The organism is Amycolatopsis ponsaeliensis, from assembly GCF_030182635.1.
GTDB lineage: Bacteria > Actinomycetota > Actinomycetes > Mycobacteriales > Pseudonocardiaceae > Amycolatopsis > Amycolatopsis ponsaeliensis.
In genome coordinates, this window is record NZ_JAPZLD010000003.1 from 347,823 (window position 1) to 371,931 (window position 24,109).

22 protein-coding genes are annotated in these 24,109 nt (G+C 71.9%); 11 read left to right on the top strand and 11 right to left on the bottom strand.

Going from position 1 to position 24,109, the window contains the following annotated elements:
* The first annotated feature begins 4 nt into the window (after positions 1-4).
* On the top strand, positions 5-835 hold the full coding sequence (locus QQ657_RS06920) for an LLM class F420-dependent oxidoreductase (RefSeq protein WP_284741217.1): 831 nt from the start codon (positions 5-7) through the stop codon (positions 833-835).
* On the opposite strand, the gene QQ657_RS06925 is transcribed toward QQ657_RS06920, so the two are convergent.
* Both QQ657_RS06925 and kstR read right to left on the bottom strand, forming a co-directional pair.
* On the bottom strand, positions 789-1,481 hold the full coding sequence (locus tag QQ657_RS06925) for a maleylpyruvate isomerase family mycothiol-dependent enzyme (RefSeq protein WP_284741218.1): 693 nt from the start codon (positions 1,479-1,481) through the stop codon (positions 789-791). The two genes, QQ657_RS06920 and QQ657_RS06925, sit on opposite strands and share 47 nt — an antisense overlap.
* Entirely contained in the window at positions 1,478-2,116 is a 639-nt protein-coding gene (gene kstR, locus QQ657_RS06930) for a cholesterol catabolism transcriptional regulator KstR (protein ID WP_284741219.1), read from the bottom strand. Before kstR ends, QQ657_RS06925 begins: the two co-directional genes overlap by 4 nt.
* A gap of 140 nt (positions 2,117-2,256) precedes the next feature.
* Between kstR and QQ657_RS06935 the strand changes: the two genes are divergently transcribed.
* The 3 genes from QQ657_RS06935 to QQ657_RS06945 all read left to right on the top strand — a co-directional run bounded on the left by QQ657_RS06935 (position 2,257) and on the right by QQ657_RS06945 (position 8,704).
* Positions 2,257-4,299: an acyl-CoA dehydrogenase family protein gene (locus QQ657_RS06935; RefSeq protein WP_284741220.1), complete on the top strand. Its 2,043-nt coding sequence runs from the start codon at positions 2,257-2,259 to the stop codon at positions 4,297-4,299.
* Between the two features lie 197 nt (positions 4,300-4,496).
* The gene (locus tag QQ657_RS06940; protein ID WP_284741221.1) at positions 4,497-7,544 is read left to right on the top strand and encodes a DEAD/DEAH box helicase; all 3,048 of its coding nucleotides are present in this window, start codon (positions 4,497-4,499) and stop codon (positions 7,542-7,544) included.
* Entirely contained in the window at positions 7,544-8,704 is a 1,161-nt protein-coding gene (locus tag QQ657_RS06945) for an SWIM zinc finger family protein (RefSeq protein WP_284741222.1), read from the top strand. Before QQ657_RS06940 ends, QQ657_RS06945 begins: the two co-directional genes overlap by 1 nt.
* Positions 8,705-8,756: 52 nt before the next feature.
* Here QQ657_RS06945 and QQ657_RS06950 read toward each other — a convergent pair whose 3' ends face one another.
* Positions 8,757-9,992, bottom strand: coding sequence for an alpha/beta hydrolase (locus QQ657_RS06950; protein ID WP_284741223.1), 1,236 nt, complete (start codon positions 9,990-9,992; stop codon positions 8,757-8,759).
* A 65-nt stretch (positions 9,993-10,057) separates the two neighbouring features.
* On the opposite strand from QQ657_RS06950, the gene QQ657_RS06955 reads away from it, so the two are divergent.
* Positions 10,058-11,443, top strand: a complete 1,386-nt coding sequence (locus tag QQ657_RS06955; protein ID WP_284741224.1) for a WS/DGAT/MGAT family O-acyltransferase — start codon at positions 10,058-10,060, stop codon at positions 11,441-11,443.
* Here the strand turns inward: QQ657_RS06955 and QQ657_RS06960 are convergent.
* Both QQ657_RS06960 and QQ657_RS06965 read right to left on the bottom strand, forming a co-directional pair.
* Positions 11,427-11,924, bottom strand: coding sequence for a nitroreductase family deazaflavin-dependent oxidoreductase (locus QQ657_RS06960; RefSeq protein WP_284741225.1), 498 nt, complete (start codon positions 11,922-11,924; stop codon positions 11,427-11,429). The genes QQ657_RS06955 and QQ657_RS06960 overlap by 17 nt on opposite strands.
* 14 nt (positions 11,925-11,938) lie before the next feature.
* A complete protein-coding gene (locus tag QQ657_RS06965) occupies positions 11,939-12,796 on the bottom strand; it encodes an alpha/beta fold hydrolase (RefSeq protein WP_284741226.1) in 858 nt (285 codons plus the stop codon).
* A gap of 103 nt (positions 12,797-12,899) precedes the next feature.
* Between QQ657_RS06965 and QQ657_RS06970 the strand changes: the two genes are divergently transcribed.
* The 6 genes from QQ657_RS06970 to QQ657_RS06995 all read left to right on the top strand — a co-directional run bounded on the left by QQ657_RS06970 (position 12,900) and on the right by QQ657_RS06995 (position 18,203).
* On the top strand, positions 12,900-13,970 hold the full coding sequence (locus QQ657_RS06970) for an acyl-CoA dehydrogenase family protein (protein WP_284741227.1): 1,071 nt from the start codon (positions 12,900-12,902) through the stop codon (positions 13,968-13,970).
* A complete protein-coding gene (locus QQ657_RS06975; RefSeq protein WP_284741228.1) occupies positions 13,955-15,109 on the top strand; it encodes an acyl-CoA dehydrogenase family protein in 1,155 nt (384 codons plus the stop codon). Before QQ657_RS06970 ends, QQ657_RS06975 begins: the two co-directional genes overlap by 16 nt.
* Positions 15,106-16,014, top strand: coding sequence for a bifunctional MaoC family dehydratase N-terminal/OB-fold nucleic acid binding domain-containing protein (locus QQ657_RS06980; protein ID WP_284741229.1), 909 nt, complete (start codon positions 15,106-15,108; stop codon positions 16,012-16,014). The genes QQ657_RS06975 and QQ657_RS06980 overlap by 4 nt, the downstream gene beginning before the upstream one ends.
* Positions 16,011-16,397 (top strand): MaoC family dehydratase, encoded by a 387-nt coding sequence (locus QQ657_RS06985; RefSeq protein ID WP_284741230.1) that lies wholly within the window; start codon positions 16,011-16,013, stop codon positions 16,395-16,397. The genes QQ657_RS06980 and QQ657_RS06985 overlap by 4 nt, the downstream gene beginning before the upstream one ends.
* Positions 16,394-17,563, top strand: a complete 1,170-nt coding sequence (locus QQ657_RS06990; protein ID WP_284741231.1) for a lipid-transfer protein — start codon at positions 16,394-16,396, stop codon at positions 17,561-17,563. The genes QQ657_RS06985 and QQ657_RS06990 overlap by 4 nt, the downstream gene beginning before the upstream one ends.
* An 88-nt stretch (positions 17,564-17,651) precedes the next feature.
* On the top strand, positions 17,652-18,203 hold the full coding sequence (locus QQ657_RS06995) for a DUF5134 domain-containing protein (RefSeq protein ID WP_284741232.1): 552 nt from the start codon (positions 17,652-17,654) through the stop codon (positions 18,201-18,203).
* A gap of 444 nt (positions 18,204-18,647) precedes the next feature.
* Here QQ657_RS06995 and QQ657_RS07000 read toward each other — a convergent pair whose 3' ends face one another.
* From QQ657_RS07000 to kstD, 6 genes are read right to left on the bottom strand one after another with little or no spacing between them, the layout of a single operon-like run.
* The gene (locus QQ657_RS07000; RefSeq protein ID WP_284741233.1) at positions 18,648-19,103 is read right to left on the bottom strand and encodes a riboflavin kinase; all 456 of its coding nucleotides are present in this window, start codon (positions 19,101-19,103) and stop codon (positions 18,648-18,650) included.
* Positions 19,104-19,137: 34 nt separating this feature from the next.
* Positions 19,138-19,986 (bottom strand): MaoC/PaaZ C-terminal domain-containing protein, encoded by an 849-nt coding sequence (locus QQ657_RS07005; RefSeq protein ID WP_284741234.1) that lies wholly within the window; start codon positions 19,984-19,986, stop codon positions 19,138-19,140.
* A gap of 10 nt (positions 19,987-19,996) precedes the next feature.
* A complete protein-coding gene (locus QQ657_RS07010; protein ID WP_284741235.1) occupies positions 19,997-21,028 on the bottom strand; it encodes a ferredoxin--NADP reductase in 1,032 nt (343 codons plus the stop codon).
* Positions 21,021-21,278 carry a hypothetical protein gene (locus tag QQ657_RS07015; RefSeq protein ID WP_284741236.1) on the bottom strand — a complete coding sequence of 86 codons (258 nt, stop codon included), beginning with the start codon at positions 21,276-21,278 and terminating at the stop codon, positions 21,021-21,023. Before QQ657_RS07015 ends, QQ657_RS07010 begins: the two co-directional genes overlap by 8 nt.
* Positions 21,275-22,426 carry a 3-ketosteroid-9-alpha-monooxygenase, oxygenase component gene (locus tag QQ657_RS07020; RefSeq protein WP_284741237.1) on the bottom strand — a complete coding sequence of 384 codons (1,152 nt, stop codon included), beginning with the start codon at positions 22,424-22,426 and terminating at the stop codon, positions 21,275-21,277. Before QQ657_RS07020 ends, QQ657_RS07015 begins: the two co-directional genes overlap by 4 nt.
* Positions 22,423-24,087 carry a 3-oxosteroid 1-dehydrogenase gene (gene kstD / locus QQ657_RS07025; RefSeq protein WP_284741238.1) on the bottom strand — a complete coding sequence of 555 codons (1,665 nt, stop codon included), beginning with the start codon at positions 24,085-24,087 and terminating at the stop codon, positions 22,423-22,425. The genes QQ657_RS07020 and kstD overlap by 4 nt, the downstream gene beginning before the upstream one ends.
* Between the last annotated feature and the right edge of the window lie 22 nt (positions 24,088-24,109).

Here is a 24,109-nt window from a genome sequence, read left to right on the forward strand (position 1 = left end):
GAGTATGAAATTCGGGATCTCGACGTTCGTGACCGACGAGGGCATCCGGCCGGACGTGCTGGGTGCGGCGCTGGAGGAACGTGGCTTCGACTCGCTGTTCCTGGCCGAGCACTCGCACATCCCCGTCCGCCGGGAAAGCCCGTACCCGGGCGGGGGCGACCTGCCGGAGAAGTACAAGCGCACGCTCGACCCGTTCGTGGCGCTCACCGCCGCTGCGACCGCGACGTCGGAGCTGCTGCTCGGCACCGGCATCGCGCTGCTGATCCAGCGCGACCTGATCCACACCGCGAAGGAGGTCGCCTCCCTCGACCTGGTCTCCGACGGGCGCGCGCTGTTCGGCGTCGGCGTCGGCTGGAACCGCGAGGAGATGCGCAACCACGGCACCGACCCGAAGACCCGCGGCGCGCTGATCGACGAGCAGCTGGCCGCGCTCAAGGAGATCTGGACGAAGGACGAAGCCGAGTTCCACGGCAAGCACGTCGACTTCGACCCGATCTACTCCTGGCCGAAGCCGGTGCGCAAGCCGCACCCGCCGATCTACATCGGCGGCGAGAGCGAAGCGGCGCTGAACCGCCTCGTCCGCTACGGGGACGGCTGGCTGCTTCGCGGTCACACGCACTTCGACGAGGCCAAGCGCGTCCGCGGCTGGCTCGCCGACCAGGGACGTCCGGACATCGAGTTCGCGGTCTTCGGCGGTGACCCGAAGGTCAAGGTGATCGACGGCTTCCGCGAGGCGGGCGTCGAGCGCTACACGTTCCTGCTGGAGACGCTGCCGGAGGCCGAGACGCTCAAGGCGCTGGACGAGCTGGCCGAGGTGGTCGCCGCGCACCGCTGACCGGCCACGGTCCCAGGTCCGGGAGGTCGCCGGCCAGGCCGGTGCCGGCGGCCCGCCCGGACAGCCACGCGGCGAGATCGCGCAGGGATCCGGTGACTTCGGCGCCGCCGGCGCCCCAGCGGCGGTCCCCGGCGCGGGCCGCCACGCCGTCCGGCAGGCGATCCTGGAGGAAGTCCACGGCGTGGCCGCAGAAGTCGTCGGGCCAGTCGGCGAGGCCGACGCCGACGTCGAGGTCGACGGCGTGGATCCAGACCTCGCGCCAGCGCGCGAAGACCGTGCTGGAGAGCTTGCCGTCGCGGTAGTCGACGTGCTGGTCCCAGTCCGTGACGCGCGCCCACGCGTCTTCCAGGCGGACGGAGTGCCGCAGCAGGTCCCGCCGGTGCTCCTCGGCGGGCCGGCTCGCGGTCGCCTCGATGATGCCGTCCCGGTCGTGCGTCTTCGGGTCGTAGAGCGGGACGAGCACGCCGCGCAGCGCGTTCTCGACGAGGTCGGCGAGCGCGCGCCCGGCGTCGGTGACGTGGGCCAGCACGTGCCCGCGCGTCCAGCCGGGCAGTGACGACGGCTCGCGGACCTGCTCGTCGGTCAGCGGTTCGAGCGCGCGGTGCAGCCGGCTGTGCGCCTCGGCGACCGCGGCCGCCGGGATCACTTGTCCAGCAGCAGGTGCACCGACAGCTCGAGGCGGTTGGCGACGTCGGCCGCCGACGCGCGGCGGGTCACCCAGGCCACCAGGTTCGCCATCCAGACGTCCGCGACGACGTGGAAGATGTCGCGGTCGGCCTCGGCCGGGTCGTCGATCCCCATCGCCTGGGCGAACATGTTTTCCATCAGCCGCCCGACCTGCTCGACCTCGGCGGCGGCGGAGGTGTCGGCGAACATGAACGCGCGGACCATCGCTTCGGTCAGGTGCGGGTCGCGCTGCATCAGGCGGGTGTTGCGGCCGAGCACGAACATCAGCCGCTCGGCGGGCGTGTCGCCGGGGATGGCCTGGCGTTCCAGCTTCTCCTGCGCGCGCTCGAACTCGCGCGCGAGACCGGAGACGAGCAGGTGGATCTTGGACGGGAAGTACCGGTACAGCGTCCCGAGCGCGACGTCGGCCTTCTCGGCGACGGCCCGCATCTGCACGGCGTCGTAGCCGCCTTTGGAGGCCAGCGCGAGGGTGGCGTCGATGATCCGGCGGCGGCGGTCGCGCTGGGCGGCCGAGCCGAGTTCGTCGGCGCCGATCGCGCTCAGGCCGTTACCGCGTGCCTTCGCCGGCGCCTTGGCCTTGCCGGGCATCGGCATTCCCCCGTCCTTCGGAACTTGTTCCAGTTCACGACGTAGAGTACCTGTCCTGGCGAAACGTTCAACAATTGACCCACTGGCCGAAAAACTGTAACACGTTCTACACTCGCGAGTAGTGTCCCGTACCGCGAGGAGGGCCCATGCCGGTCGCGCTCACCGAGGAACAGGCCGCGCTGGCCGAGGCGATCCACGCCTGGTCCGCCGCGCACCACCCGCGAGAAGCGGTGCGAGCGGCGGAAACCGGGGTTCCCGCGAGCTTCGCGGACCTGGGCTTGTTCGGCGTCGCGTTGCCCGCGGCCGTCGGCGGCGCCGACGGCAGTGTCGCCGATCTGGCCGCCGGGCTGGCCGCGGCGGCCGAAGAACTCGTTCCCGGTCCGGTGCTCGGCACCGCTTTGGCGGGCCTGCTGCTCGCGGAGATCCCTTCGGCGAAGGAGCTGCTCGCGGCCGTCGCGGAGGGGGAGGCCACGGTCGCGGTGTTGCTGGACCGGCTCGTCGACGGCGTCTCCGGGCCGGTGCCGGGAGCCACTCCCGAGTCCTGGCTGCTGGTACCGGTCGACGGCGGCCACGTGCTGCTCGCGCCGGAGACACCCGGGCTGACCGTGGAGCCGCTGGAGCCGTTCGACTTCTCGCGCCCGCTGGCGCGCGTCCGCTTCTCGGGTGTCCCGGCCGAGGTCCTGACCCTGCCGCCGGTCGAGCCGCCGGCGGCGACGCTGGCCGCGGCCGAGGCGGCGGGAGTGGCGCGTCGCTGCCTGACCATCGCCGTCGAGTACGCCAAGGTCCGCGAGCAGTTCGGCAAGCCGATCGGCGGGTTCCAGGCGATCAAGCACCTGTGCGCGGAGATGCTGTGCCGCGCCGAAGCGGCCGAAGCGCTGGCGTGGGACGCGGCTTCCGGGCAGCACCCGCTGTCGGTGGCGAGCGCGGCCGTCGTCGCCCTCGACGCCGCCGTCGCCAACGCGAAGGACTGCATCCAGGTGCTCGGCGGGATCGGGTTCACCTGGGAGCACGACGCGCACCTCTACCTGCGGCGGGCCGTGGCGTTGCGGCAGTGGCTCGGCGGTCCGGGGCCGTGGCGGCGTGAAGCGGCTTCGCTGGCTCTCGCCGGGACCGAGCGGACGCTGGGCGTCGACGTCGGGGACGACCCTTTCTTGCGCGAAGAGGCGGCGCGGATCGCCGCGTTGCCCGTGTCTTCGCAGCGAGTCGCCTTGGCCGACGCGGGTTTGCTGACGCCGCACTGGCCGAAGCCGTTCGGGCTCGGTGCCGACGCCGCGGAACAGCTGCGGATCGACGGCGCTTTGGCGGCGGCCGGCGTCCGCCGTCCGGACCTGGTGATCGGGGCGTGGGCGGTGCCGACGATCCTCGAGCACGGCAGTGACGAGCAGCGCTCCCGGTTCGCGCGGCCGACGCTGCGCGGGGAGATCACGTGGTGCCAGTTGTTCAGCGAGCCGGGCGCGGGGTCCGACCTGGCGGCGTTGCGGACGGCCGCGCGGCGCGTCGACGGCGGCTGGCGGCTGACCGGGCAGAAGGTGTGGACGTCGCTGGCGCGCGAAGCCGACTGGGGCATTTGCCTGGCGCGCACCGACCCGGACGTGCCCAAGCACAAGGGGATCACGTACTTCCTGGTGGACATGCGCGCCGAGGGCATCACGACGCGGCCGCTGCGCGAGATCACCGGCGAGGCCGTGTTCAACGAGGTGTTCCTGGACGACGTGTTCGTCCCGGACGCCGACGTCGTCGGCACACCGGGAGGCGGCTGGCGGCTGGCGCGCACGACCCTGGCCAACGAGCGGGTGGCCCTCGGGAGCGGGTCCGCGGTGGGGGAGAGCGTGCAGTCTTTGGTGTCCACAGTGGACGCTGCTGCGCTGGACGACGTGGCTTTGGACCGGCTCGGCTCGCTGGTGGCTTTCGGCGTGGCGGGGTCCGTGCTGGACCTGCGGGCGGCGCTTCGCCGGCTGGAAGGTCAGGATCCGGGTGCGGAGTCGAGCGTGCGGAAGCTGCTCGGGGTGCAGCACCGGCAGGACGTCGCGGAGTTCGCGTTGGAGCTGGCCGGCGCGGGTGCGCTGGTCGCGGGCAGTCCGGCCCAGCACGAGTTCCTGCTGACGCGCTGCCTGTCCATCGCGGGCGGCACCACGCAGGTCCTGCGGTCCCTGACCGCGGAACGCCTCCTGGGCCTCCCGCGCGGCTGATGCCCCGCCAATCACGCGTGTCGCCCCTCCAGTCACGCGAGATGCCTCTCTGATCACGCGAGTTCCGTCTCTGATCACGCGAGATCCGGTCAGGATCACGCGAGTCACGTCCCGGAGCACGCGGATCGGGGGGCGCGAAAGGACCGTTCGTGCCGCCCGGGCCGAAACTGTCGGGGGCGTGTTCTAGCGTTGCCGTCGTGGAGTTCAGCGCAGACACCCAAGCCACCTACCTTCCCGCGGATCCCCCGCGGGACGGCGTGCTGGCCTTGTGGGGCGACGACGTGGCCGGCGGGACCACGATCGAGCTCGTGCTGCCCCGGGGCGCGAAGTTCGCGCGCACGAAGGTCGAGGCGGAGCTCGTCCCGCTCGAACGCGCGCTGCCCCGCCTGCTCGCGGTGGGGGAGGAGGCGAGCCCGGCCGTCGCGGCGTGGTCGGCGGCCGTCAACGCCGGGGTGAACCTCGTCGCGCGGGGGCGGCTGCGGCCCGCCGTCTCGCCGGCCGGGGCGGCGGCCTGGCGGATCGGGCCGCTGGACGCGGCCGACGAGGAGCTGCTGCGAGGCCTGGCCGGTGCGTTGCCACCGGAGGCGTACGCGCTGCCGCTCACCGGGCTGAAACGCATCCGCCTGCATTCACCGGATTCCCTGGTCCGCGCGCTCTGGGACGCGACGGCCGACCTGCTGGCGCGCAGCCCGGCGGCGCCGGTCGGGGCGGGCGACCCGGCGTTCGCGGCGCGCGAACCGGCGCTGCTCGGCCCGGACGGCGCGGCCTGGCTGGCCGAGCTGGAGGCCCGCGAACCCCGCGGCGTCCAGGTGCTGCTGCGGGTCGAGGGCCGCGACGACGACACGTTCGCCGGGGTGCTGGCGGTGCGCAGCATGGCGGAGGCGAGCCTGGTGATCGAGGCGTCGACGCTGTGGGACGCGCCGGACGCGGTTCTGAGCCGCCTCGGCGACCAGGTGGAGACGCAGCTGCTGCTCGGCCTGCGCCGTGGCGCGCGGGCGTGGGAGCCGCTCGGCCGGGTGCTGACGCAGGCCACGCCCGCGGAGCTGCCGCTGAACGACGAGGAAGTCGTCGACCTGCTGACCGAGGGCAGCCGCGACCTCGGCGGCGCCGGCATCGAGGTGCTGTGGTCGAAGGGGCTGTTCGCCGGCGAGGTGAAGGCGAAGGCGAGCGCGACCCAGGCACCGGCGAGCGTCACGGAGGCGGAGTTCGCGCTGAAGAGCCTCCTGGAGTTCCGCTGGCAGCTCAGCCTGGGCGGCGAGCAGCTGACCGAGGCGGAGGTCGCGGCCCTCGCGGAGGCGAAGCGCCCGCTGGTCCGGCTGCGCGGGCAATGGGTGCGGGTGGATCCACAGCTGCTCGCGCGAGTCCGGGGCCGAACCCGCAAGCTCGACGCGGGCGAGGCCCTGGCGGCGGCGCTGACGGGCGAGCTGGAACTGGACGGCGAACGCGTCGAGTTCGCGGCGCCCCCGGCGCTGGGGGACCTGGCTTCCCGGATCCGCGACCGGGAGGGCGCTTCGGTGCTCCCACCGCCGGGGTTGCAGGCGACGCTGCGGCCGTACCAGCAGGCCGGGTTGGCCTGGCTGGCGACGATGACGGGGCTGGGGTTGGGCGCGTGCCTGGCCGACGACATGGGGTTGGGCAAGACGATCCAGCTGATCGCGCTGCACCTGCACCGCCGAGCCCTGGCCGGCGCGCACCGGTCCGGGGGTGAGCTGATCGCGGACCAGGAAGCCGCGCTCCCGGTGGGGGCGGTGCTCGAGGCCGATGACCAGTCTCGCCCGGCCGAGGCTGCTGCCGAGTCCCGTGCCGGTGGCGTGCCTGGTCCGGCGGAGGTTGCGGAGTCCCGGCCCGGTGGCCGGCTTCGCCCGGTCGAGGCTGCGGAGCTTGCCGAGTCCGGTCCGGTCGACCGGCTTCGTCCGGCCGAGGCTGCCGCCGAGTCCCGTGCCGGTGGCCTGCCTGGTCCGGCGGAGCTTGCGGAGCCCCAACCTGCCTCGACCGGCGGCCCCACCCTGGTCCTCTGCCCCACCTCCCTCCTGGGCAACTGGGAACGCGAGTTCGCCCGCTTCGCCCCGGACATCCCGGTCCGCCGCTTCCACGGCGGCAGCCGCCACCTCGACGACCTCGCCCCCGACGAGGTCGTCCTGGCCACCTACGGCGTCCTCCGCCGCGACCGCGAAACACTGTCCGAAGTGGACTGGGGACTCATTGCCGCGGATGAGGCGCAGCACGTCAAGAACCCACTGTCCGCCACCGCCAAGGAACTCCGCAAGATCCCCGCCCGAGCCAAGGTCGCCCTCACCGGCACCCCGGTCGAAAACCGGCTGACCGAGCTCTGGTCCATTGTGGACTGGACCACGCCCGGGCTGCTCGGCCCGCTCGATCGCTTCCGCCGCACCGTGGCGCGCCCGATCGAGCGTGACCGCGACAAGGCCGTCACCGAACGGCTGGCCGCCACCGTCCGGCCGTTCCTGCTGCGGCGGCGCAAGTCCGACCCGGACATCGCTCCGGAACTGCCGCCCAAGACCGAGACCGACCGGTTCGTCCCGCTCACCGCCGAGCAGACCACGCTCTACGAAGCCGTCGTGCGCGAAAACCTGGACGAAATCCGCGAGAAGCAGGGCATCGAGCGGCGCGGGCAGGTCCTGCGGCTGCTCACCGAGCTCAAGCAGATCTGCAACCACCCGGCCCAGTTCCTCAAAGAACCCCACAGCGCGCTCACCGGCCGGTCCGGCAAGCTCGCCGCGTTCGAAGAGCTGCTCGACGTCATCCTCGACGAGGGCGAGAGCGTCCTCGTCTTCAGCCAGTACGTCCAGCTCTGCCGGCTGCTCGAGCGCCGGCTCAAGGACCGGGGCCTGCCCACCGAGCTGCTCTCCGGCGAAAGCTCGCCCGCGAAACGGCAGGACATGGTCGACCGGTTCCAGGCCGGCGAAATCCCCGTGTTCCTGCTCTCGCTCAAGGCGGGCGGCGTCGGGCTCAACCTGACCCGCGCCACCCACGTGATCCACTACGACCGCTGGTGGAACCCGGCGGTCGAGGACCAGGCCACCGACCGCGCGTACCGCATCGGCCAGGACCGGCCGGTCCAGGTCCACCGGCTGATCGCCGAGGGCACCCTCGAAGAGCGGATCGCGCAGGTGCTCGAAAAGAAGCGGGGGCTGGCAGAGTCGATCGTCGGCGCGGGAGAGGACTGGATCACCGAACTGTCCGACGACGAGCTCGCCGACCTGGTCCGGCTCGGGAGCGGGTGATGCCGCCGAGGCGCAACTTCGGCCGGACGTGGTGGGGCCGCGCCTGGGTCGACGCGCTCGAGCAGCGGGCGAAACTCGACCCGAACCGGCTGCCTCGCGGGCGGACGTACGCGCGCCAGGGCACGGTCAGCGAGCTGCACGTCGGCGCCGGGGAGGTGAAAGCCCGGGTGCGCGGCAGCCGGCCGCAGCCGTACAAGGTCACCATCACCATGCGCACCTTCACCGACGGCGAGTGGGACACGCTGCTCGGCGTGGTCGGCACGCAGCTCGGGCACGCGGCCGCGCTGCTCGACGGCGAGCTGCCGGGCGCGCTCACCGAGCAGGCCCGCGAGGCGGGCGCCGACCTGCTGCCCGGCCCGGGCGACCTGCGGCCGCGGTGCTCGTGCCCGGACTCGGCGAACCCGTGCAAGCACGTCGCGGCGGTGTACTACCTGGTCGCCGACGAAGTGGACCGCGACCCGTTCACGCTGTTCCTGCTGCGCGGACGTCCGCGGGCGGACGTCCTGGCCGAGCTGCGGTCCCGCCGAACCCCGGCGCGCGGCGAGAAACCGAAGCTGCCGACGCGCGTGGACGAAGGACTGACACCGCGCGCGGCCTACGCCCGGCGGCCGGGCGCGATCCCGGCCCTGCCGCCGCCACCGCGGGTGGCCGGACCACCGGCGATCCTGGACCTCGACCCGCCCCCGAGCACGGGCTGGACGGCGGACGCACTGTCCGGCTTGGCCGCGGATGCCGCCTCGCTCGCGCGCGACCTGCTGACGGGCGGAGCGACGGCGGCGGAGCTGACGTTCGAGGAGGACCTCGCGCGCCGCGCAGCGAGCCGGTCCGGTTCGGAGTTCATGGCCTTGGCCACCGCGGCCGGGGTGCCCATGCGGGATTTGGTCCACTGGGCAGAGGCCTGGCGCGAAGCCGGGCGTGGCGGCTTGGCGGTCGTGCGGGAGCCGTGGCAGCCGGGGCCCGGCCCGCTGGCCGAGGCGCAGGCAGTCGTGGCCGACGCGGGGTTGCCGGGAACGCCCAAGGTCTGGCGCAACCGCCTGACCCAGGGAGACTTGCAGCTGCGCTACGGCCGCGACGCCCGCTGGTACCGGTTCATCCGCGTGGGCACGGAGTGGCGCCTGGACGGCCCGCCCTCGGCGAGCCCGCTGGACCTCGCTTACTGACCCGGCAGCCCGCCCTCGCCGACCGGCCGCAGGTTCGGCCGAGCCCGAGCAACTACCGGTTCTCGGCCTTCCAGGCGTTGTACGTGTAGTCCAAGAACCGCGCCACGCCCCGCACCACATGCGCACTCCGCACCGACGTGAACACGTCGAACGCATGCTGGGCCCCGGCCAGCTCCGCATAAGCCACCGGCTGCCGGGACTTCTCCCGCAACCGCCGCACGAACTCCCGCGCCTCTCGCACCGGCACCAGCGAGTCGTCCCGCCCGTGGATCACGAAAAACGGCGGTGCCTCCGAGGAAATCCGGTCCAGCGGAGATGCCGCGATGTAGTCGTCGAGGTACCGCACCGGATCACGGTCGGCCGCGAACACCCGCCGCGCGATCAGGCTCTCCAGCCGGTACTGACTCGCCCGCGATCCCGACGTCGCCGCGAAGTCGTACACCCCGTAATGCGGTACGCACGCCTGGACGCTCGTGTCGACGTCCTCGAACTCCGGCTGCAACGCCGGGTCGTTCTGCGACAACGCCAGCAACGCCGACAGGTGCCCGCCCGCCGAACCGCCCGTCACCGCCACGAAACCGGGGTCGCCGCCGTACGACGCGATCTCCGCGCGGATCCACGCCAGCGCCTGCTTCGCCGCCACGATGTGCGCCGGCCAGCGGTGTGCCGGGGACAGCGGGTAGTTGATCGCCACGCACACCCAGCCGCGGCGCGCGAGGTAGCGCATCAGGGGCCGGCCCTGCTCCTCCTTGTTGCCGATCACCCACGCGCCGCCGTGGACCTGCAGCAGCACCGGCGCCCCGGTCACCGGCGAAGAGGGGCGATACACGTCCAGCAGGAACCGCTTGCCGCCCGGGGCGTACGCGATGTTGCGGTCGACCCGCACGTCCGGCGCGCCCATCCGGAACGGCAGCGCCAGCTCGCCCCACGGCAGCCCCAGGTCGGACCGGCCCAGCTCGGCCGCGTAGTCCTCGCCCAGCGCGTTGGTCAGCGCCGCCTCGATCTCATCACGAGCCCCATGACCCGTCCGGATCAGCGCGGCGAGCCCGGCAGCGGACGCGGCCGCCATCGCGAGCCCGGCCTGCGTCGAGCGGTCGCGGACGCCGTGGCGGGCCACGTGCAAGGCAGTGTCCGCGGCGGTCAAAGCCAGGAACTGGGGCGCGAGCTCCCCGGTCAGCCACCCGGCGAAGAACGCCGGGATGGTCGTGGACCGGGCTCGCAACGGGCGGAGCGCGTTCGCGGTGAGGCCGAGCTGGACCGCGCGACGGATCAGGAAATTCGGCTGCACCAGCGTGATGATACCGGCGAGTAGTGTAGCGCGCCGCTCACGGGAAGTGGCTTACGCTGATCCGCATGCAGAGACTGAGCGGCCTCGACGCGAGCTTCCTGTACCTCGAGACGCCGGCCCAGGTCCTGCACGTCTGCGGGCTGATGACCCTCGACGGCTCGACCGTCCCCGGCGGCTACACCTTCGCGAAGCTCGAAGAAAAGCTCGAAGAACGCGTCCGGATGATTCCGGCGTTCCGCCGCAAACTGCACAATCCACTCTGGAACATCGGGCACCCCGTGTGGGTCGAAGACGAGGACTTCGACCTCGACCACCACGTGCACCGCATCGGCGTACCGGCCCCCGGTGACCGCGCCGAGCTGGCCGAACTGTGCGCGCACATCGCCGGGCAGCAGCTCGACCGTGCGCACCCGCTCTGGCAGCTCTACGTCATCGAGGGTCTCGCCGACGGCCAGATCGCCGTGCTGCTGAAGATGCACCACGCGAGCGTCGACGGCGTGAGCGGCGCCAGCCTGATCACCTACCTGGCCGGACTCGAGCCGGACGCGCCGGCGCCGGAGATCGAGGAACCCCGCAACCCGGCGATGCCCTCGCCGCTGAACCTCCTGCGCACCAGCGTCGAAAGCTTCGCGAAACGCCCCGCCGAAATCGTGCGGCTGCTGCCGGACCTGCTGGGCCTGGTACCGCAGTGGCTCGGGAAAGCGTTGCGCGGCAAGGGGATGCCCATCCCGTTCACCGCGCCGCGGACGTCGCTGAACGGCACGATCACCGGCCACCGCAGCGTCGCGTTCGCCCAGCTCGACCTCGACGACGTCAAGGCGATCAAGAACGCGTTCGGGGTCACCGTCAACGACGTCGTGCTCGCGCTCGTCGCCGGCGCGCTGAGGGAGTTCCTCGACGCGCGCGGCGAACTGCCGGACGACCCGCTGGTGGCGACCGTCCCGGTCTCGGTGCACGACCGGACCGAGCGCGATCACGGCAGCAACAAGGTGTCCGCCTTCTTCGCCTCCCTGCCGACGCACCTGGCCGACCCGGCCGCGCGGGTGTTCTTCCTCGCCGAGGCCAACCGGCTCTCGAAGGACCACCACTACGACATCGACGCCGACATGCTGCAGGACTGGGCGCAGTTCTCGGCCGCGACGGCGTTCGGGCTCGCCGTGCGCGCGTACTCCGCGCTGCGCCTGGCCGAGAAGCACCCGGTGGTGCACAACCTGGTCGTCTCCAACGTGCCCGGCCCGCCGATGCCGCTCTACCTGCTCGGCGCGCGGATCACCGGGCTCTACCCGCTCGGCCCGGTCTTCCACGGCGCCGGCCTGAACGTCACGGTGCTGTCCAACGCCGGCAAGCTGCACGTCGGCCTGCTCGGCGCGCGCGAGCTGGTCAAGGACCTGTGGCCGCTCGCCGACGCGCTCCCGGAGGCCCTCGCGGAGCTGCTCAAGGCCGCGGGCTGAGCACCACGACCGGGATCTCCCGCTCGGTCCACGCCTGGTACTTCGCGAAGTCCGCATACAGCTCCACCAGCTTCGGCCAGAGATCGGCGCGCTCGTCCGGCGAGGCTTCCCGCGCGGTGACGGGCACATCGCGCCGGCCTTTGAGGTGGACGCGGGTCTCGGGGTGCGCCAGCAGGTTGCGGTACCACTGGGGGTGCCGGGGCAGCCCGCCCTGGGAGCCGACGATGACGACGTCCTCCCCGGAGCTCAGGTAGAGCAGCGGCGTCGTGAACAGCCGGCCGGACTTGCGCCCGCGGTGCTCCAGCAGCAGCGTCGGCACCGGCTTGCGGAAGCCGGCCCCGATCCGCCACGTGCCGCCGACGCGGCCGCCGGTCAGCTTGAAGACCGCCACCTGGGCTTTCGCCCCGTATTTCATGACCTTCGCCGTCACCGGCGAGTCCAGGCCGCCGGGCTTTTCGTCGGGCAGGCTGAAGCGTCCCATCGTGAGTTCCTTCCTCAAAGGGAGTGGACCGCGGCGAGCAGGGCGGGCACCCAGCGGTCGGCGGCGAGCACGCAGGCGGCGTGCCCGGCGTCGACCTCGTAGGTCGCCGCACCGGGGATGCGGCGGGCGAGGGACCGCTGGTGGTCGGGGGCGATGAACCGGTCGCGGGTGGTCACGACGACCGCCGCGGGCAGCCGCAGTGTGTGCAGCCAGCGCGTCGAGTCGAACCGGCCGATCTCGTCGACGGCCACCGCGACCTCCCACGGCGTGGTCGACCGGAACTCCCGCAGTCCCCACCGGTAGTCCTGGACGCGCTCACGCGCGACGGCGGCGGGTACGGCCGGCAGCTGTACGCGCTCGCGCAGCCGCTGCAGCGTCCGGCCGAACACGTCGAGCGCGACGCTCTGGCGCAGCCCTCGGCGGAAGTTGCCGGCGGTCGAACACAGCACCAGTCCGGTAACACGTTCTGGTTCGGCGTGGGTGACGAGCTGGGCGACCATCCCGCCCATCGAGTAGCCGGCGAGCGCGAACCGGCCGATGCCCAGCGCGTCGGCCACGGCGGTGACGTCTTCGGCGCAGTCGGCGAGCCGGAACTCCGGCGACCGGATGCCCCGGCCGTGCCACCGCTGGTCGAACACGACGACGCGGTGGTCGCGTGCCAGCCGGTCGAGCGCCGGATACCAGGTCAGCAAGCCCGTGCAGGCCACCGAATGCAGCAGGACGAGCGCGGGCGCGTCCCGCGGGCCGACGTCGGTGACGACGGTCCGGCCGCGCCCGGGCAGGTCGAGGGGGACCGGGTCGGGCACGCCCGCGGTCGGCGGCACGGTGATCCGCCGGCGCCGGCGCGCGCCGCCCGGTTCGGTCACCGCCACTGAAGGTCCTCCGCTGAAGCTCGTCCCAGAGGGGTTGCCGTACCGGCGCTTTCCGGTTAAGACTAGAACAGGTTTCAGTATTGCGCCGATCCGGAGGACAGGCGTGGATTTCACCCTTGACGATACGCAGACGGAGATCGCCGCCCTCGCCGCGAAGGTGCTCGGCGCGGTCGACGATCCGTGGCGCGCACTCGCGTCGTCGGGCCTGCTCGCCCTCGCGCTGCCGCCCGAGCTCGAGGGCGACGGCCTGGGCATCGCGGAGATCGCGCAGGTCCTCACCGAGGTCGGCCGCGCCGCCGCGCCGGTGCCCGCCTACGCCGCCCTGGCGCTGGGGGTCCTGCCGATCGAGACGCTGGGCACGCCCCAGCAGCGCGCGGAGCTCCTGCCGCCGGTCGCCGCGGGGGAGGCGCTGCTCACCGCGGCCCTGCACGAGCCGTCCGCCCCGCTCGCCGCCGAGCCCGCGACGACCGCGCGGGCCGCCGGCGGCCGCTGGGTCCTCGATGGCGTGAAGACCGCCGTCCCGTACGCGAGTGAAGCCACCAGGATCCTCACGCCGGTGTCCACTCCGCACGGCACCGCCGTCTACCTGGTCGACCCGCACGCCGACGGCGTCACGCTCGTCCGGACACCCACCTCGGCCGGCGCGCCGGAGTACACCGTGCGGCTGGACGACGTCGCCGTCGAGGAGACGGACCTCTTGTTCGACCGCGGCGCCGTCGAGGCGCTGCACCGCATCGCGGTCGCGGGCGCGCTGGCGGTCGGCGACGGCCTGCTGGCCGGCGCTCTAGCCCTGACGGTGAAGCACGTGGGCGAACGCACCCAGTTCGGCCGGCCTCTCGCGGCGTTCCAGGCGGTGGCCGGCCAGATCGCCGACGTCTACGTCGCCTCCCGGACCGTGCACCTGGCGGTGACGTCCGCGGTGTGGCGGCTCGCGGCCGGCCTGGACGCGGACGCCGAACTGGACATCGCGGCCTACTGGTTCGCCGAGGAGGCGCCCAAGGCCCTCGCGACCTGCCACCACCTGCACGGCGGGGTCGGTGTCGACGAAACCTATCCACTGCACCGGTATTCGTCGGCGGTGAAGGATCTCGGGCGGACGCTCGGCGGCGCCGCGCACCGGCTCGGCAGGCTCGGCGAACGAGTGGCGGGGGTGCGCGGATGCACGTCGAACTGACCGCGGCGCAGAAAGCACTGCGCGCCGAACTGCGCGACTACTTCGCCGGGCTGATCAGCCCGGAAGAACGCCAGGCCATGCTGCGCGAGCGGCACGGGCCGGTGTTCCGCGAGATCGTCGCCCGGATGGGCCGCGACGGCCGGCTCGGCGTCGGCTGGCCGGTCGAGTACGGCGGCCAGGGCTTCGGCGAGATCGAACAGCACCTGTTCGTCGACGAGGCCGTGCGAGCCGACGTCCAGCTGCCGTCGGTGACGCTCCAGACGGTCGGGCCGACGCTGCAGCAGTACGGCACGGACGAGCAGAAGTCCTTCTTCCTGCCCAAGATCCTGGCCGGGGAGATCCACTTCGCGATCGGCTACACCGAGCCCGAGGCCGGCACCGACCTCGCCGCGTTGCGCACGACGGCGGTGCGCGACGGCGACGAGTACGTCGTCAACGGCCAGAAGATCTTCACCACCGGCGGCCACGACGCCGACTACATCTGGCTCGCCGTGCGGACCGCGCCGGACGCGCCGCGGCACAAGGGCATCTCGATCCTCATCACGGACACCAGCGACCCCGGCTACTCCTGGACGCCGATCATCACCTGCGACGGCGCCCACCACGTCAACGCGACGTACTATTCGGACGTTCGCGTGCCGGTGAACCGCTTGGTGGGCAAGGAGAACGAGGGCTGGCGGCTGATCACGACGCAGCTCAACCACGAGCGCGTCATGCTCGGCCCGGCCGGGCGGATCGGCGGCCTGTACGACCGCGTCCGCGCCTGGGCCGCCGCCCGTGGCCTGCTCGACCTCGCCGACGTCCGGGCCGTGCTGGCCGAGGCGCTGGCGGTGACGCGGGTGAACGAGCTGCTGAACTGGCAGGTCGCGGTGTCCTCGGCGAGCGCGCCGGTGACCGTCGCCGACGCGTCGGCGACCAAGGTGTTCAGCTCCGAGGTCATCCAGCGCATCGGCCGGAACCTCGAAGAGCTGGTCGGGCGCCACGGCGACCTGGCCGATCCGGACACCGCCGAGCTGGCGGAATGGCTGGACGTCGCCGCGAAGCGCAACATCGTGCTGACGTTCGGCGGCGGCGTCAGCGAAATCCAACGGGAGCTGATCGCCTCGATCGGCCTGGGCCTGCCGAGGGTGCCGCGATGACGATCGAAGAAACCGCCGCCGAGATCGCCGCCCGCGGCGAATGCGCGCCGCGCCTGGCGCGCGACCCGGTGAACCAGGCCATGGTGAACAACTGGGTCGAGGCGATCGGGGACGACAACCCCGTGTACACCGATCCGGAGTTCGCCGCGAACAGCGTCCACAAGGGACTGGTCGCGCCGCCCGCGATGGCCCAGGTGTGGACGATGGGCGGCCTGAACGCGCCGCGCGGCTCCGACGACCCGCTCGGCCTGATGATGGAGCTGCTGGACGAAGCCGGGTTCACCTCCGTCGTCGCGACGAACTCGGAGCAGACCTACCACCGCTACCTGCGTCCCGGCGAACAGGTCGAGGTGCGGACGGCGCTGGAAAGCGTCGTCGGCCCCAAGAAGACCGCGCTGGGAGAGGGCTGGTTCGTCACCACGCGGGCGCGGTGGTACGTCGAGGACGAAGCCGTCGCGGAGATGATGTTCCGCGTCCTCAAGTTCCGGCCGCCCGCGCCGAAACCGCCGCCGGCGCCGGTGCTGCGGCCGGTGATCAGCCGCGACACCGAGTTCTTCTGGGACGGTCTTCGCGAAGGCGAGCTGCGGATCCAGCGCTGGGGCGAGACCCTGCGGCACCCGCCCGGGCCGATGCCGCCCGACGGCTCGCTGGACACGAAGCCGGACTACGTCGTCGCCAGCGGCCGCGGGACGGTGTTCTCGTACGTCGTGCACCACCACCCGCCGGTGCCGGGCAAGGATCTCCCGTTCGTGGTGGCCCTGGTGGAGCTGGAAGAAGGGGTCCGCGTGATGGCCGAGCTGCTCGACGCCCTGCCCGAGGAGGTCCACATCGGACTCCCGGTCGTGGCGGCGTTCGTCCGCGTCGACGACGACCTGACGCTGCCGGCCTGGAAGGTGGCGCGATGACTGTCGCCGAAGGGACCGAGCTGCCGCCGTTGACGATCGAGGCGACGCCGACGTTCGTCGTCAGCACCGCCCTGGCCACCCGCGACTTCCAGGACGTACACCACGACCGGGATTCGGCGGTGGCGCGCGGGTCGAAGGACATCTTCCTCAACATCCTCACCGACACCGGCCTGGTGCAGCGGTTCGTGTCGGCGTGGGCCGGGCCGGAGGCGCTGATCCGGTCGATCAAGATCCGGCTCGGCGTGCCCTGCTACGCCTACGACACGCTGACGTTCACCGGCCGCGTGGTTTCCCGTGCGGGCAACGACGTCGTCGTCTCGGTGTCCGGTGTGGACTCGCTCGGCGAGCACGTCGCCGGGACCGTGGAGGTGACGCTACCGTGACGCTCTCGGGCAAGGCGGCCATCGCCGGGATCGGCGCGACGGAGTTCTCGAAGGACTCCGGGCGCAGCGAACTGCGGCTGGCGGCCGAATGCATCTCGCACGCACTGGCGGACGCGGGGCTTTCGGCGTCCGATGTGGACGGACTCGTGTCGTTCACCATGGACGGCAACGCGGAGATCGCGGTGGCGCGGGAACTGGGCATCCCGGAGCTGAAGTTCTTCAGCCGCATCCACTACGGCGGCGGCGCGGCGGCGGCGACCGTGCAGCAGGCCGCGATGGCGGTGGCGACCGGCGTCGCGGACGTCGTCGTCGCCTACCGGGCGTTCAACGAGCGTTCGGGCATGCGCTTCGGCCAGGTGTCCTCGGCCGCGGCCGGGCAGGTCAACTCGTCCGGCGTCGACAACGCGTTCCACTACCCGATGGGCATCGCGACCCCGGCGGCGACGGTGGCCATGGTCGCGCAGCGTTACCTGCACGACTACGGCGCGACGAGCGAGGACTTCGGGCGGGTCGCGGTGGTCGACCGCAAGCACGCGGCGACCAACCCGAACGCGTGGTTCCACGAGCGGCCGATCACCCTCGAGGAGCATCAGTCGTCGCGCTGGGTGGCCGAGCCGCTGCACCTGCTCGACTGCTGCCAGGAGAGCGACGGCGGGGTGGCGCTGGTCGTCACCAGTGTCGAACGGGCTCGCGATCTGGGGCAGGCGCCGGCGGTGATCGCGGCGGCGGCGCAGGGGAGCGGGCCGGACCAGTACGTGATGACCAGCTACTACCGCGACGACCTGGCCGCGCTGCCCGAGATGGGCGTCGTCGGGCGGCAGCTGTGGGGCCAGTCCGGGCTGGGACCGTCCGATGTGGACGTCGCCGTGTTGTACGACCACTTCACGCCGTACGTGCTGATGCAGCTGGAGGAGCTGGGTTTCTGCGGTCGCGGGGAGGCGAAGGACTTCATCGCCGACGGCGCTCTGGAGCTCGACGGCGCGCTGCCGTTGAATCCGCACGGCGGCCAGCTCGGCGAGGCGTACATCCACGGCATGAACGGCATCGCGGAGGGCGTCCGGCAGATCCGCGGCACGGCGGTCAACCAGGTCGCCGGCGCGGCGCGGGTGCTGGTGACGGCGGGGACGGGCGTGCCGACGAGCGGCCTCGTCCTGACGGGTGACTGAGGCGTCACCTCATTGACGGCTGGTGCCCGGCCGTCGTGGGTGTCACGGTGGAGACACCACCCACGACGGAGAGTGAGGCCGACTCGCGATGGTCGTCGACTGGGCGCTCACCGCGGTGTTCGCGGCGCTGGCGCTGCCGTGCGTGCTGCGGCTCGTCCGTCTCGACTACGGGCGGCTGGGCCACGGCGTCCGGCACGGTGACTTGGCGGAGCTGCTGCTGGTGGTCGCGATGGTGGCGATGTTTTCGCCGGTCGGAGGCCCGATCCCGGCGGCGGGCTGGCAGGCGGTGCTGGTGCTGACGGCGGGCTGGTTCGCGGTGGCGTGGTGGAGGGGCCGGTCGGGCTGCGCGCACCACGCGCTCTCGGCGGCGGCGATGCTCTACATGGTGACGGCGATGCCCCACGGAGGCATGGCGCACGGGCCGTGGCTGACGATGGCGACGATGGACGCCCGGCTGGCGTTACCGCTGGTCGCGGTGGCGGCGGCGGGGTATTTCGTCCTCGACGCGGCGCGGACGGGGGTGCTCGTGGTGCGCGGGTCGGCGGTGGCCGCGGGTGGGCCAGGGCAGGCTTCGCGCGCGGTCTGCCGGGCTGTGATGGGGGCGGGGATGGGATACATGCTGCTGGCCTCGGCTTTGTGAGCCTGGGCCGGATGCCTTGGTGCCTGATTCGCCCGTGCCGGCGTGCCTCGGCGCGGGTCCAGATGTCTTGAATGAGTCATTCAGGGCGTGGGAGGTCCTGAATGACTCATTCAAGACCACTCGGCACGGCGGGAGGTCGCGCTCGCCGGCCTGCGGTCCGCCGGAGTTCGGGGTGGCGGGGCCGGAACTCGCGTGATCGGAGACGGAACTCGCGTGATCTCGCGCGGATCTCGCGTGATCCGGCGCGGGACTCGCGTGATCGGGACCGGTCTCGCGTGGTTAGGGCCGGCTCTTGCGTGATCGGGGACGGAACTCATGTGACTGGGGGCCGAACTCGCGTGATCCCGCGCGGATCTCGCGTGTCTGGAGGGGCATCTCGCGTGCGCCGAGGGGCATCGCGTGTGATTGGAGGGGCATCGCGCCGGGTGGAGGGCTCTGCCGCGCTTAGGGCGCTACTCGGCGGACCTCGCCCAGCGGGGGCTCGCAGGGGTCCGGGAGGGCCGATGCCGGGTGGGCGGCCGTCCACTGGGTTGCCGCCGCGATGTCGTTCTTCAGAGCCGTGATCAGGTCCTCCGCCGACGCGTACGCCTGCTGGTCGCGCAGGTGGGCGCCCAGCCACACCACCAGCGTCTCGCCGTACAGGTCGCCCGTGAAGTCCAGCAGATGGGCTTCCAGCAGCCGGTAGCCGTCCGCTCCGTAGTACGTCGGGCGGCGGCCGACCGAGATCGCCGCCGGGATGCGGGAGCCGTCCTCGCGGCCCGCCCAGCCCGCCCACACCCCGTCGCCCACCGACCCGGACTGGTCGCCCAGCGCGATGTTCGCCGTGGGAAAGCCCAGCTCACGGCCGCGCTGGTCGCCCGGCTCGACCTTGCCCCGCACCACGAAGTATTCCGAAGTCACCCCTCCACGTTAGCGGGCGACGGCCGGGACGCTCTCACGAAGTGGACACCAGCACCGTGTCCGCCAGCACCGGCGCGTCGTCGCGCTCCACCGCCGTCGTGGTCACCAAGAGCCGCTCCGCCGAGCGCCACACCCGGATCCGCAGCGTCTCGCCGGGGAACACCACCCCGGCGAACTTCGTCGCGAACGACGCCACCCGCGCCGGGTCGCCGTCCAGGAACTCGTTCACCAGCACGCGCGCCACGATCCCGTACGTGCACAGCCCGTGCAGGATCGGCCGTTCGAAACCCGCCGCGAGAGCGAACGCCGGGTCCGCGTGCAGCGGGTTCCGGTCCCCGCACAGCCGGTACAGCAGCGCCTGCTGCGGCAACGTCGGCGTCTCGAAGACGAAGTCCGGTTCACCAGGAGGCCACTCGATCCGGTCGGACGGCCCCCGAGACCCGCCGAAACCACCCTCGCCCCGGGCGAAGATGCTCGACCGGGCCGTCCACAGTGGATCGCCGGCCGACGAGGTCACCGCGACCTCCTGGACCACGACCGCCGCCTTGCCCTTGTCGAAGACGTCCGCGACCCGCGACCGGGCCACCGCCTTCCCCGACGTCGGGATCGGCCGGTGCAGGGTGATCTCCTGCTTGCCGTGCAGCACCTTCGCCAGGTCGATCTCGACCCCCGGGAACGACACCGCCGGCGGGTCGAACACGCGCAGGTTCGCCGCGACCGTCGCGAACGTCGGCAGCACCACCAGGTCCTGCTCGTACGTGTACCGCAACTCGTCCGGGCCCGCGCCGAGTGCCAGGTGGTAGAGCAGCACGTCCGACGACGTCCAGGCGAAGTTCACCTCGCCGATCTCGGCGCCGATGGCGACCTCGGGATCGATGGGCACGCGGGGACTCCTATTCGTAGCTGATCGAGACGTCGTCGGTGACCGGCAGCGACTGGCAGGCCAGCACGATGCCGTCCGCGATGTCCTCGGCGTCCAGGACCTCGTTGTGCAGCATCTTCACCTCACCCGACACGACCCGGCACGCACACGCACTGCATTGTCCCTCGCGGCACGAATACGGCGCGTCCATCCCCGCGTCCAGCAGGTGGTCCAGGAGTTTCCGCTGCCGCGGCCAGGCCATCGAGCGCGTGTCGCCGTCCAGCGAAACGGTCAGCGACGCCGGCGCTTCGTCCGACGCCGGTTCCTCCTCGACGGGGACGTCCTCGAACGGGTTCCCGGTCAGCGACGTGAACTTCTCGACGTGCACCCGGTCCCGCGGCACCCCGAGCTGCCCGAGCGCCTCGCGGGCGGCCGCCATGAAGGGCGCCGGCCCGCACAGAAAGGCCTCATGCCCCGTGTACACCGAAGCCAGCCCACGCAACTGCGAGACGTCCGGGAGGCCCTGCACGCTCTCCAGCCAGTGGACGACGACCAGGCGGTCTCCGTAGCGCTTCGCCAGTGACGCCAGTTCGCCCGCGAAGATCACCGAACTCTCGTCGCGATTCGCGTAGACGAGCACGACGCGCCCGGAGCCCTGCTCCAGCGCCGTCTTGAGGATCGCCATCACCGGCGTGATCCCGCTGCCGCCGGCGAACAGCAGGAAGTCCTCGTCCACCGACGTCGGGCAGAACACGCCCGCCGGTGCGAGCACGTCCACCGTCATCCCCGGGCGAAGCGAGGAGCAGACCCAGCTCGATCCGTACCCGCCGTCGGTCCGCTTGACCGTCACCTGCACGCGGTTCTCGTGCGGCGCGCTCGACAGCGAATAGCACCGCGCCACCGAACCGGTCCGGTCGCTGGGGATCCGCAGCGTCAGGAACTGCCCCGCCGTATAAGTGAACGCCGAAGCATGCTCGGCCGGGATCTCGAAGACCACCGACCGCGCGTCCGGTGTCTCGACGACGACGTCGGCGACCGTCAGCGTGTAGACCCGCTCACCCATCGGCCACCGCCAGCGTGCCGTCGCGCACGGCGTCGCCGATGCTGTCGGCCAGCTTCGGGCACGTGTCGAGCAACGCCGAAGGGCCGTCCGCGTCGGCGAACACCGGGCAGGTCTCCGCGGGCCGCGACGTCCACTGGATGCTCGTGTGCTGGATGCTGTTCTTCTTCACCAGCACGCACGTCCCGCAGCTGCGGCACTCGTGCGGCCGCAGCCCGCCCGACAGGAACTCGGCGGTCTCGGCGGTCGTCACACTTCCGCCTCGGTCTTCTGGCGGGCCAGGTTCTCCGCCACCTCGGCCGCCCACGCCTCGTTGGCCTTAGAAGTGTCCACTTCGAACTCGAACCGCCGGGTCATGTCCTCGGTGACGTCGGCGGCGTCGACGTAGAACTGCTGGTACCAGCGGCGAAGCTGGTAGACCGGACCGTCCTCTTCGCACAGCAGCGGGTTGTCGATCTGGGTCTTGTGCTTCCAGATCTCGACGTCCTGCAGGAATCCCGCGCCGATGCCCTTGGCCAGCTTCGCCGCGATCTTGTCGGCGTGCTCGTCGGTCAGCCCGTGCTGCTTCTTGACCTTCATCCCGTACTGCAGCACGAACGACGTCGGCGTCACGGGGTAGTGGCAGTTGATCAGCACGCTCTCGATCTCGTAGCCCTGGAACGAGTTCACCAGCTTGTTGATCATGTAGGACGGCCCGAAGTACGACGCCTCGGACCGCAGCAGGTTGTCCTCGCCGCCGTAGTTCGACGCCATGCCCATGTCCGGGCGGCCCTTGGTGTTGAGGTACTGCGTCGCGATGTGGCCCTCGAACACGTTCTTGAAGTACGTCGGGTAGGCGTAGTGGATGTAGAAGAAGTGCGCCATGTCGACGACGTTGTCGATGATCTCGCGGCAGTTGGAGCCGTCGATGAAGATCGAGTCCCACGTCCAGTTGCTCCACTCGGAGCTGTCGGCGGCTTCGATGTGCGGGATGGCCAGCTCTTCCGGCGGCGGGTTGCCTTCCGGGTCGTGCCAGACCATGAGCTGGCCGTTCTGCTCGGACGCCGTCCACGACCGCGTCCGCGCGCGCAGCGGAACCCGCTTGGCGTAGGGGATCGAGACGCACTTGCCCTTGCCGGTCCAGCGCCAGTCGTGGAACGGGCACGCGACCTCGTCGCCCTTGACGCTGCCCTGGGTGAGGTCGCCGCCCATGTGGCGGCAGTAGCCGTCGAGGACGTTCAGGCCGCCCTTCGAGTCGGCGAACACCACCAGCTTCGTGCCGAACGCCGTCACCGCGTGGGGTTTCCCGTCGCGGAAGTTCTTCGCCAGGCCGAGGCAGTGCCAGCCGCGCGCGAAGCGGGTCGGCGGCTCACCGGCGTAGATGGTGCGTACCCCTTCTTGAGTCGTCGCTGCCTGCGTCATCGCTCGCCTCCCGTGGTCCCTTGATCTTCGTGCGCCAGCCGCGTCGCCGCAAGGTAGCCGAACACCATGGCGGGGCCGATGGTCGCGCCCGGTCCGGCGTACGTCCGGCCCATCACGGCCGCGCTGACGTTGCCCGCGGCGTAGAGGCCCGGCACGACGGAGCCGTCTTCGCGCAGGACCTGCGCGTGCTCGTCGGTGCGCAGGCCGCCCTTGGTCCCCAGGTCGCCCGGGACGATCTTCACCGCGTAGTACGGCGCCTTGTCCAGCGGGCCGAGGCTGGGGTTGGGCTTGTTGCGCGGGTCGCCGTAGTAGTGGTCGTACTTGCTGACGCCGCGCTGGAAGTCTTCGTCGACGCCGGTGCGCGCGAAGCCGTTGAAGCGTTCGACGGTCGCTTCCAGGCCTTCCGGTGGGACGTCCATCTTCGCGGCCAGTCCGGCCAGTGAGCCCGACTTCACCGCGATGCCGGCCTTGAACCAGCGGCCGGGCAGCGGCTGGCGCGGCCCGACGCCGGTGAACATGTACCGGTCCTTGTAGCGCTGGTCGAACACGAGCCAGGTCGGGATGTGCTCACCCGGCCCGTCCCCGGAGCCGTACATCGCGTGCACGGCCTCGACGTAGGGCGCCGACTCATTGGCGAACCGCTCGCCGCGGGCGTCGACCATGATGCAGCGCGGCCGCGAGCGCTCGGCGAGTGCGAACCACGGCCCGCCGGTGAGCGGCAGCGACGGGCCCCACCAGGCGTCGTCCATCAGGTCGAGCGCGGCGCCGAGCTTGAGGCCGGCGGTGATGCCGTCGCCGGTGTTGGCGGCCGCGCCGACGGTCCAGTCGATGCCGATCGGCGCGCGCTGGTACTTCTCGCGCATCTCGAGGTTCTGCTCGAAGCCGCCGCTGGCGAGGATCACGCCTCGCCGGGCCTCGATGACTCCCTGCGCGGTGACGACGCCGGTGACGCGGTCGTCCTCGATGTGCAGATCGACCAGCGGCGTGTTCAGCCGGACGTCGACGCCCGCCCTGGTCAGGCCCACTCGCAGGCCGGCCGCAAGCGCTTGCCCCATGCTCAGCAGCCGTTGCCCGCGGAGCTTGCCGACCAGCCACTGGACACCGAGCGACAGCATCCGGACGGCGCCGCGTGGGTGCCGGGCCAGCAGGCTCAGCCAGCGGTAGTCCGCCTGGGTGATGGGCACGCCGAGCGGGGGAGCGCTGTACGGCGGTTCGAGGTGGGCCAGGTCGTCGCCGAGCAGCTTGCCGTCGAAGGCCATCGGCTCGACCGAGCGTCCGCCGGAGCGTCCGCCGGGGGCCTCGGGGTGGTAGTCGCTGTAGTCGCGGACCCAGCGGAACTTCAGCGGCGTGTGGTCGCACACGAACTTCAGGACCTCGGGCCCGTGGTCGAGGAACGTGTCGCGCCGGACGGCCGGGACGACGTCGCCGACGATCGAGGCCAGGTACTCGCGGGCCCGTTCGGGCGGTTCGTCGATCCCGGCGGCGCGCAGCGCGTGGTTGCCCGGCAGCCAGACCCCGCCACCGGAGCGGGCGGTCGAGCCACCGAAACAAGGGGCCTTTTCCAGGAGGACCACGCTCAAGCCGTTATGGGCCGCAGCCAGCGCGGCGGTCATCCCGGCAGCGCCGCTGCCGACCACGACGACGTCGAACTGCTCCGTCATGCCACCTCACCTATAACGTGTT

What these genes read in the sequence shown, in the direction of transcription:
- QQ657_RS06980 (WP_284741229.1), top strand. Translation starts at nt 15,106, where the DNA reads ATGACGATCGAAGAAACCGCCGCCGAGATCGCCGCCCGCGGCGAATGC.
- QQ657_RS07020 (WP_284741237.1), bottom strand. Translation starts at nt 22,426, where the DNA reads ATGACGCAGGCAGCGACGACTCAAGAAGGGGTACGCACCATCTACGCC.
- QQ657_RS06995 (WP_284741232.1), top strand. Translation starts at nt 17,652, where the DNA reads ATGGTCGTCGACTGGGCGCTCACCGCGGTGTTCGCGGCGCTGGCGCTG.
- QQ657_RS07010 (WP_284741235.1), bottom strand. Translation starts at nt 21,028, where the DNA reads ATGGGTGAGCGGGTCTACACGCTGACGGTCGCCGACGTCGTCGTCGAG.
- QQ657_RS06935 (WP_284741220.1), top strand. Translation starts at nt 2,257, where the DNA reads ATGCCGGTCGCGCTCACCGAGGAACAGGCCGCGCTGGCCGAGGCGATC.
- QQ657_RS06985 (WP_284741230.1), top strand. Translation starts at nt 16,011, where the DNA reads ATGACTGTCGCCGAAGGGACCGAGCTGCCGCCGTTGACGATCGAGGCG.
- QQ657_RS06960 (WP_284741225.1), bottom strand. Translation starts at nt 11,924, where the DNA reads ATGGGACGCTTCAGCCTGCCCGACGAAAAGCCCGGCGGCCTGGACTCG.
- kstR (WP_284741219.1), bottom strand. Translation starts at nt 2,116, where the DNA reads ATGCCGATGCCCGGCAAGGCCAAGGCGCCGGCGAAGGCACGCGGTAAC.
- kstD (WP_284741238.1), bottom strand. Translation starts at nt 24,087, where the DNA reads ATGACGGAGCAGTTCGACGTCGTCGTGGTCGGCAGCGGCGCTGCCGGG.
- QQ657_RS06975 (WP_284741228.1), top strand. Translation starts at nt 13,955, where the DNA reads ATGCACGTCGAACTGACCGCGGCGCAGAAAGCACTGCGCGCCGAACTG.
- QQ657_RS06955 (WP_284741224.1), top strand. Translation starts at nt 10,058, where the DNA reads ATGCAGAGACTGAGCGGCCTCGACGCGAGCTTCCTGTACCTCGAGACG.
- QQ657_RS06920 (WP_284741217.1), top strand. Translation starts at nt 5, where the DNA reads ATGAAATTCGGGATCTCGACGTTCGTGACCGACGAGGGCATCCGGCCG.
- QQ657_RS06945 (WP_284741222.1), top strand. Translation starts at nt 7,544, where the DNA reads ATGCCGCCGAGGCGCAACTTCGGCCGGACGTGGTGGGGCCGCGCCTGG.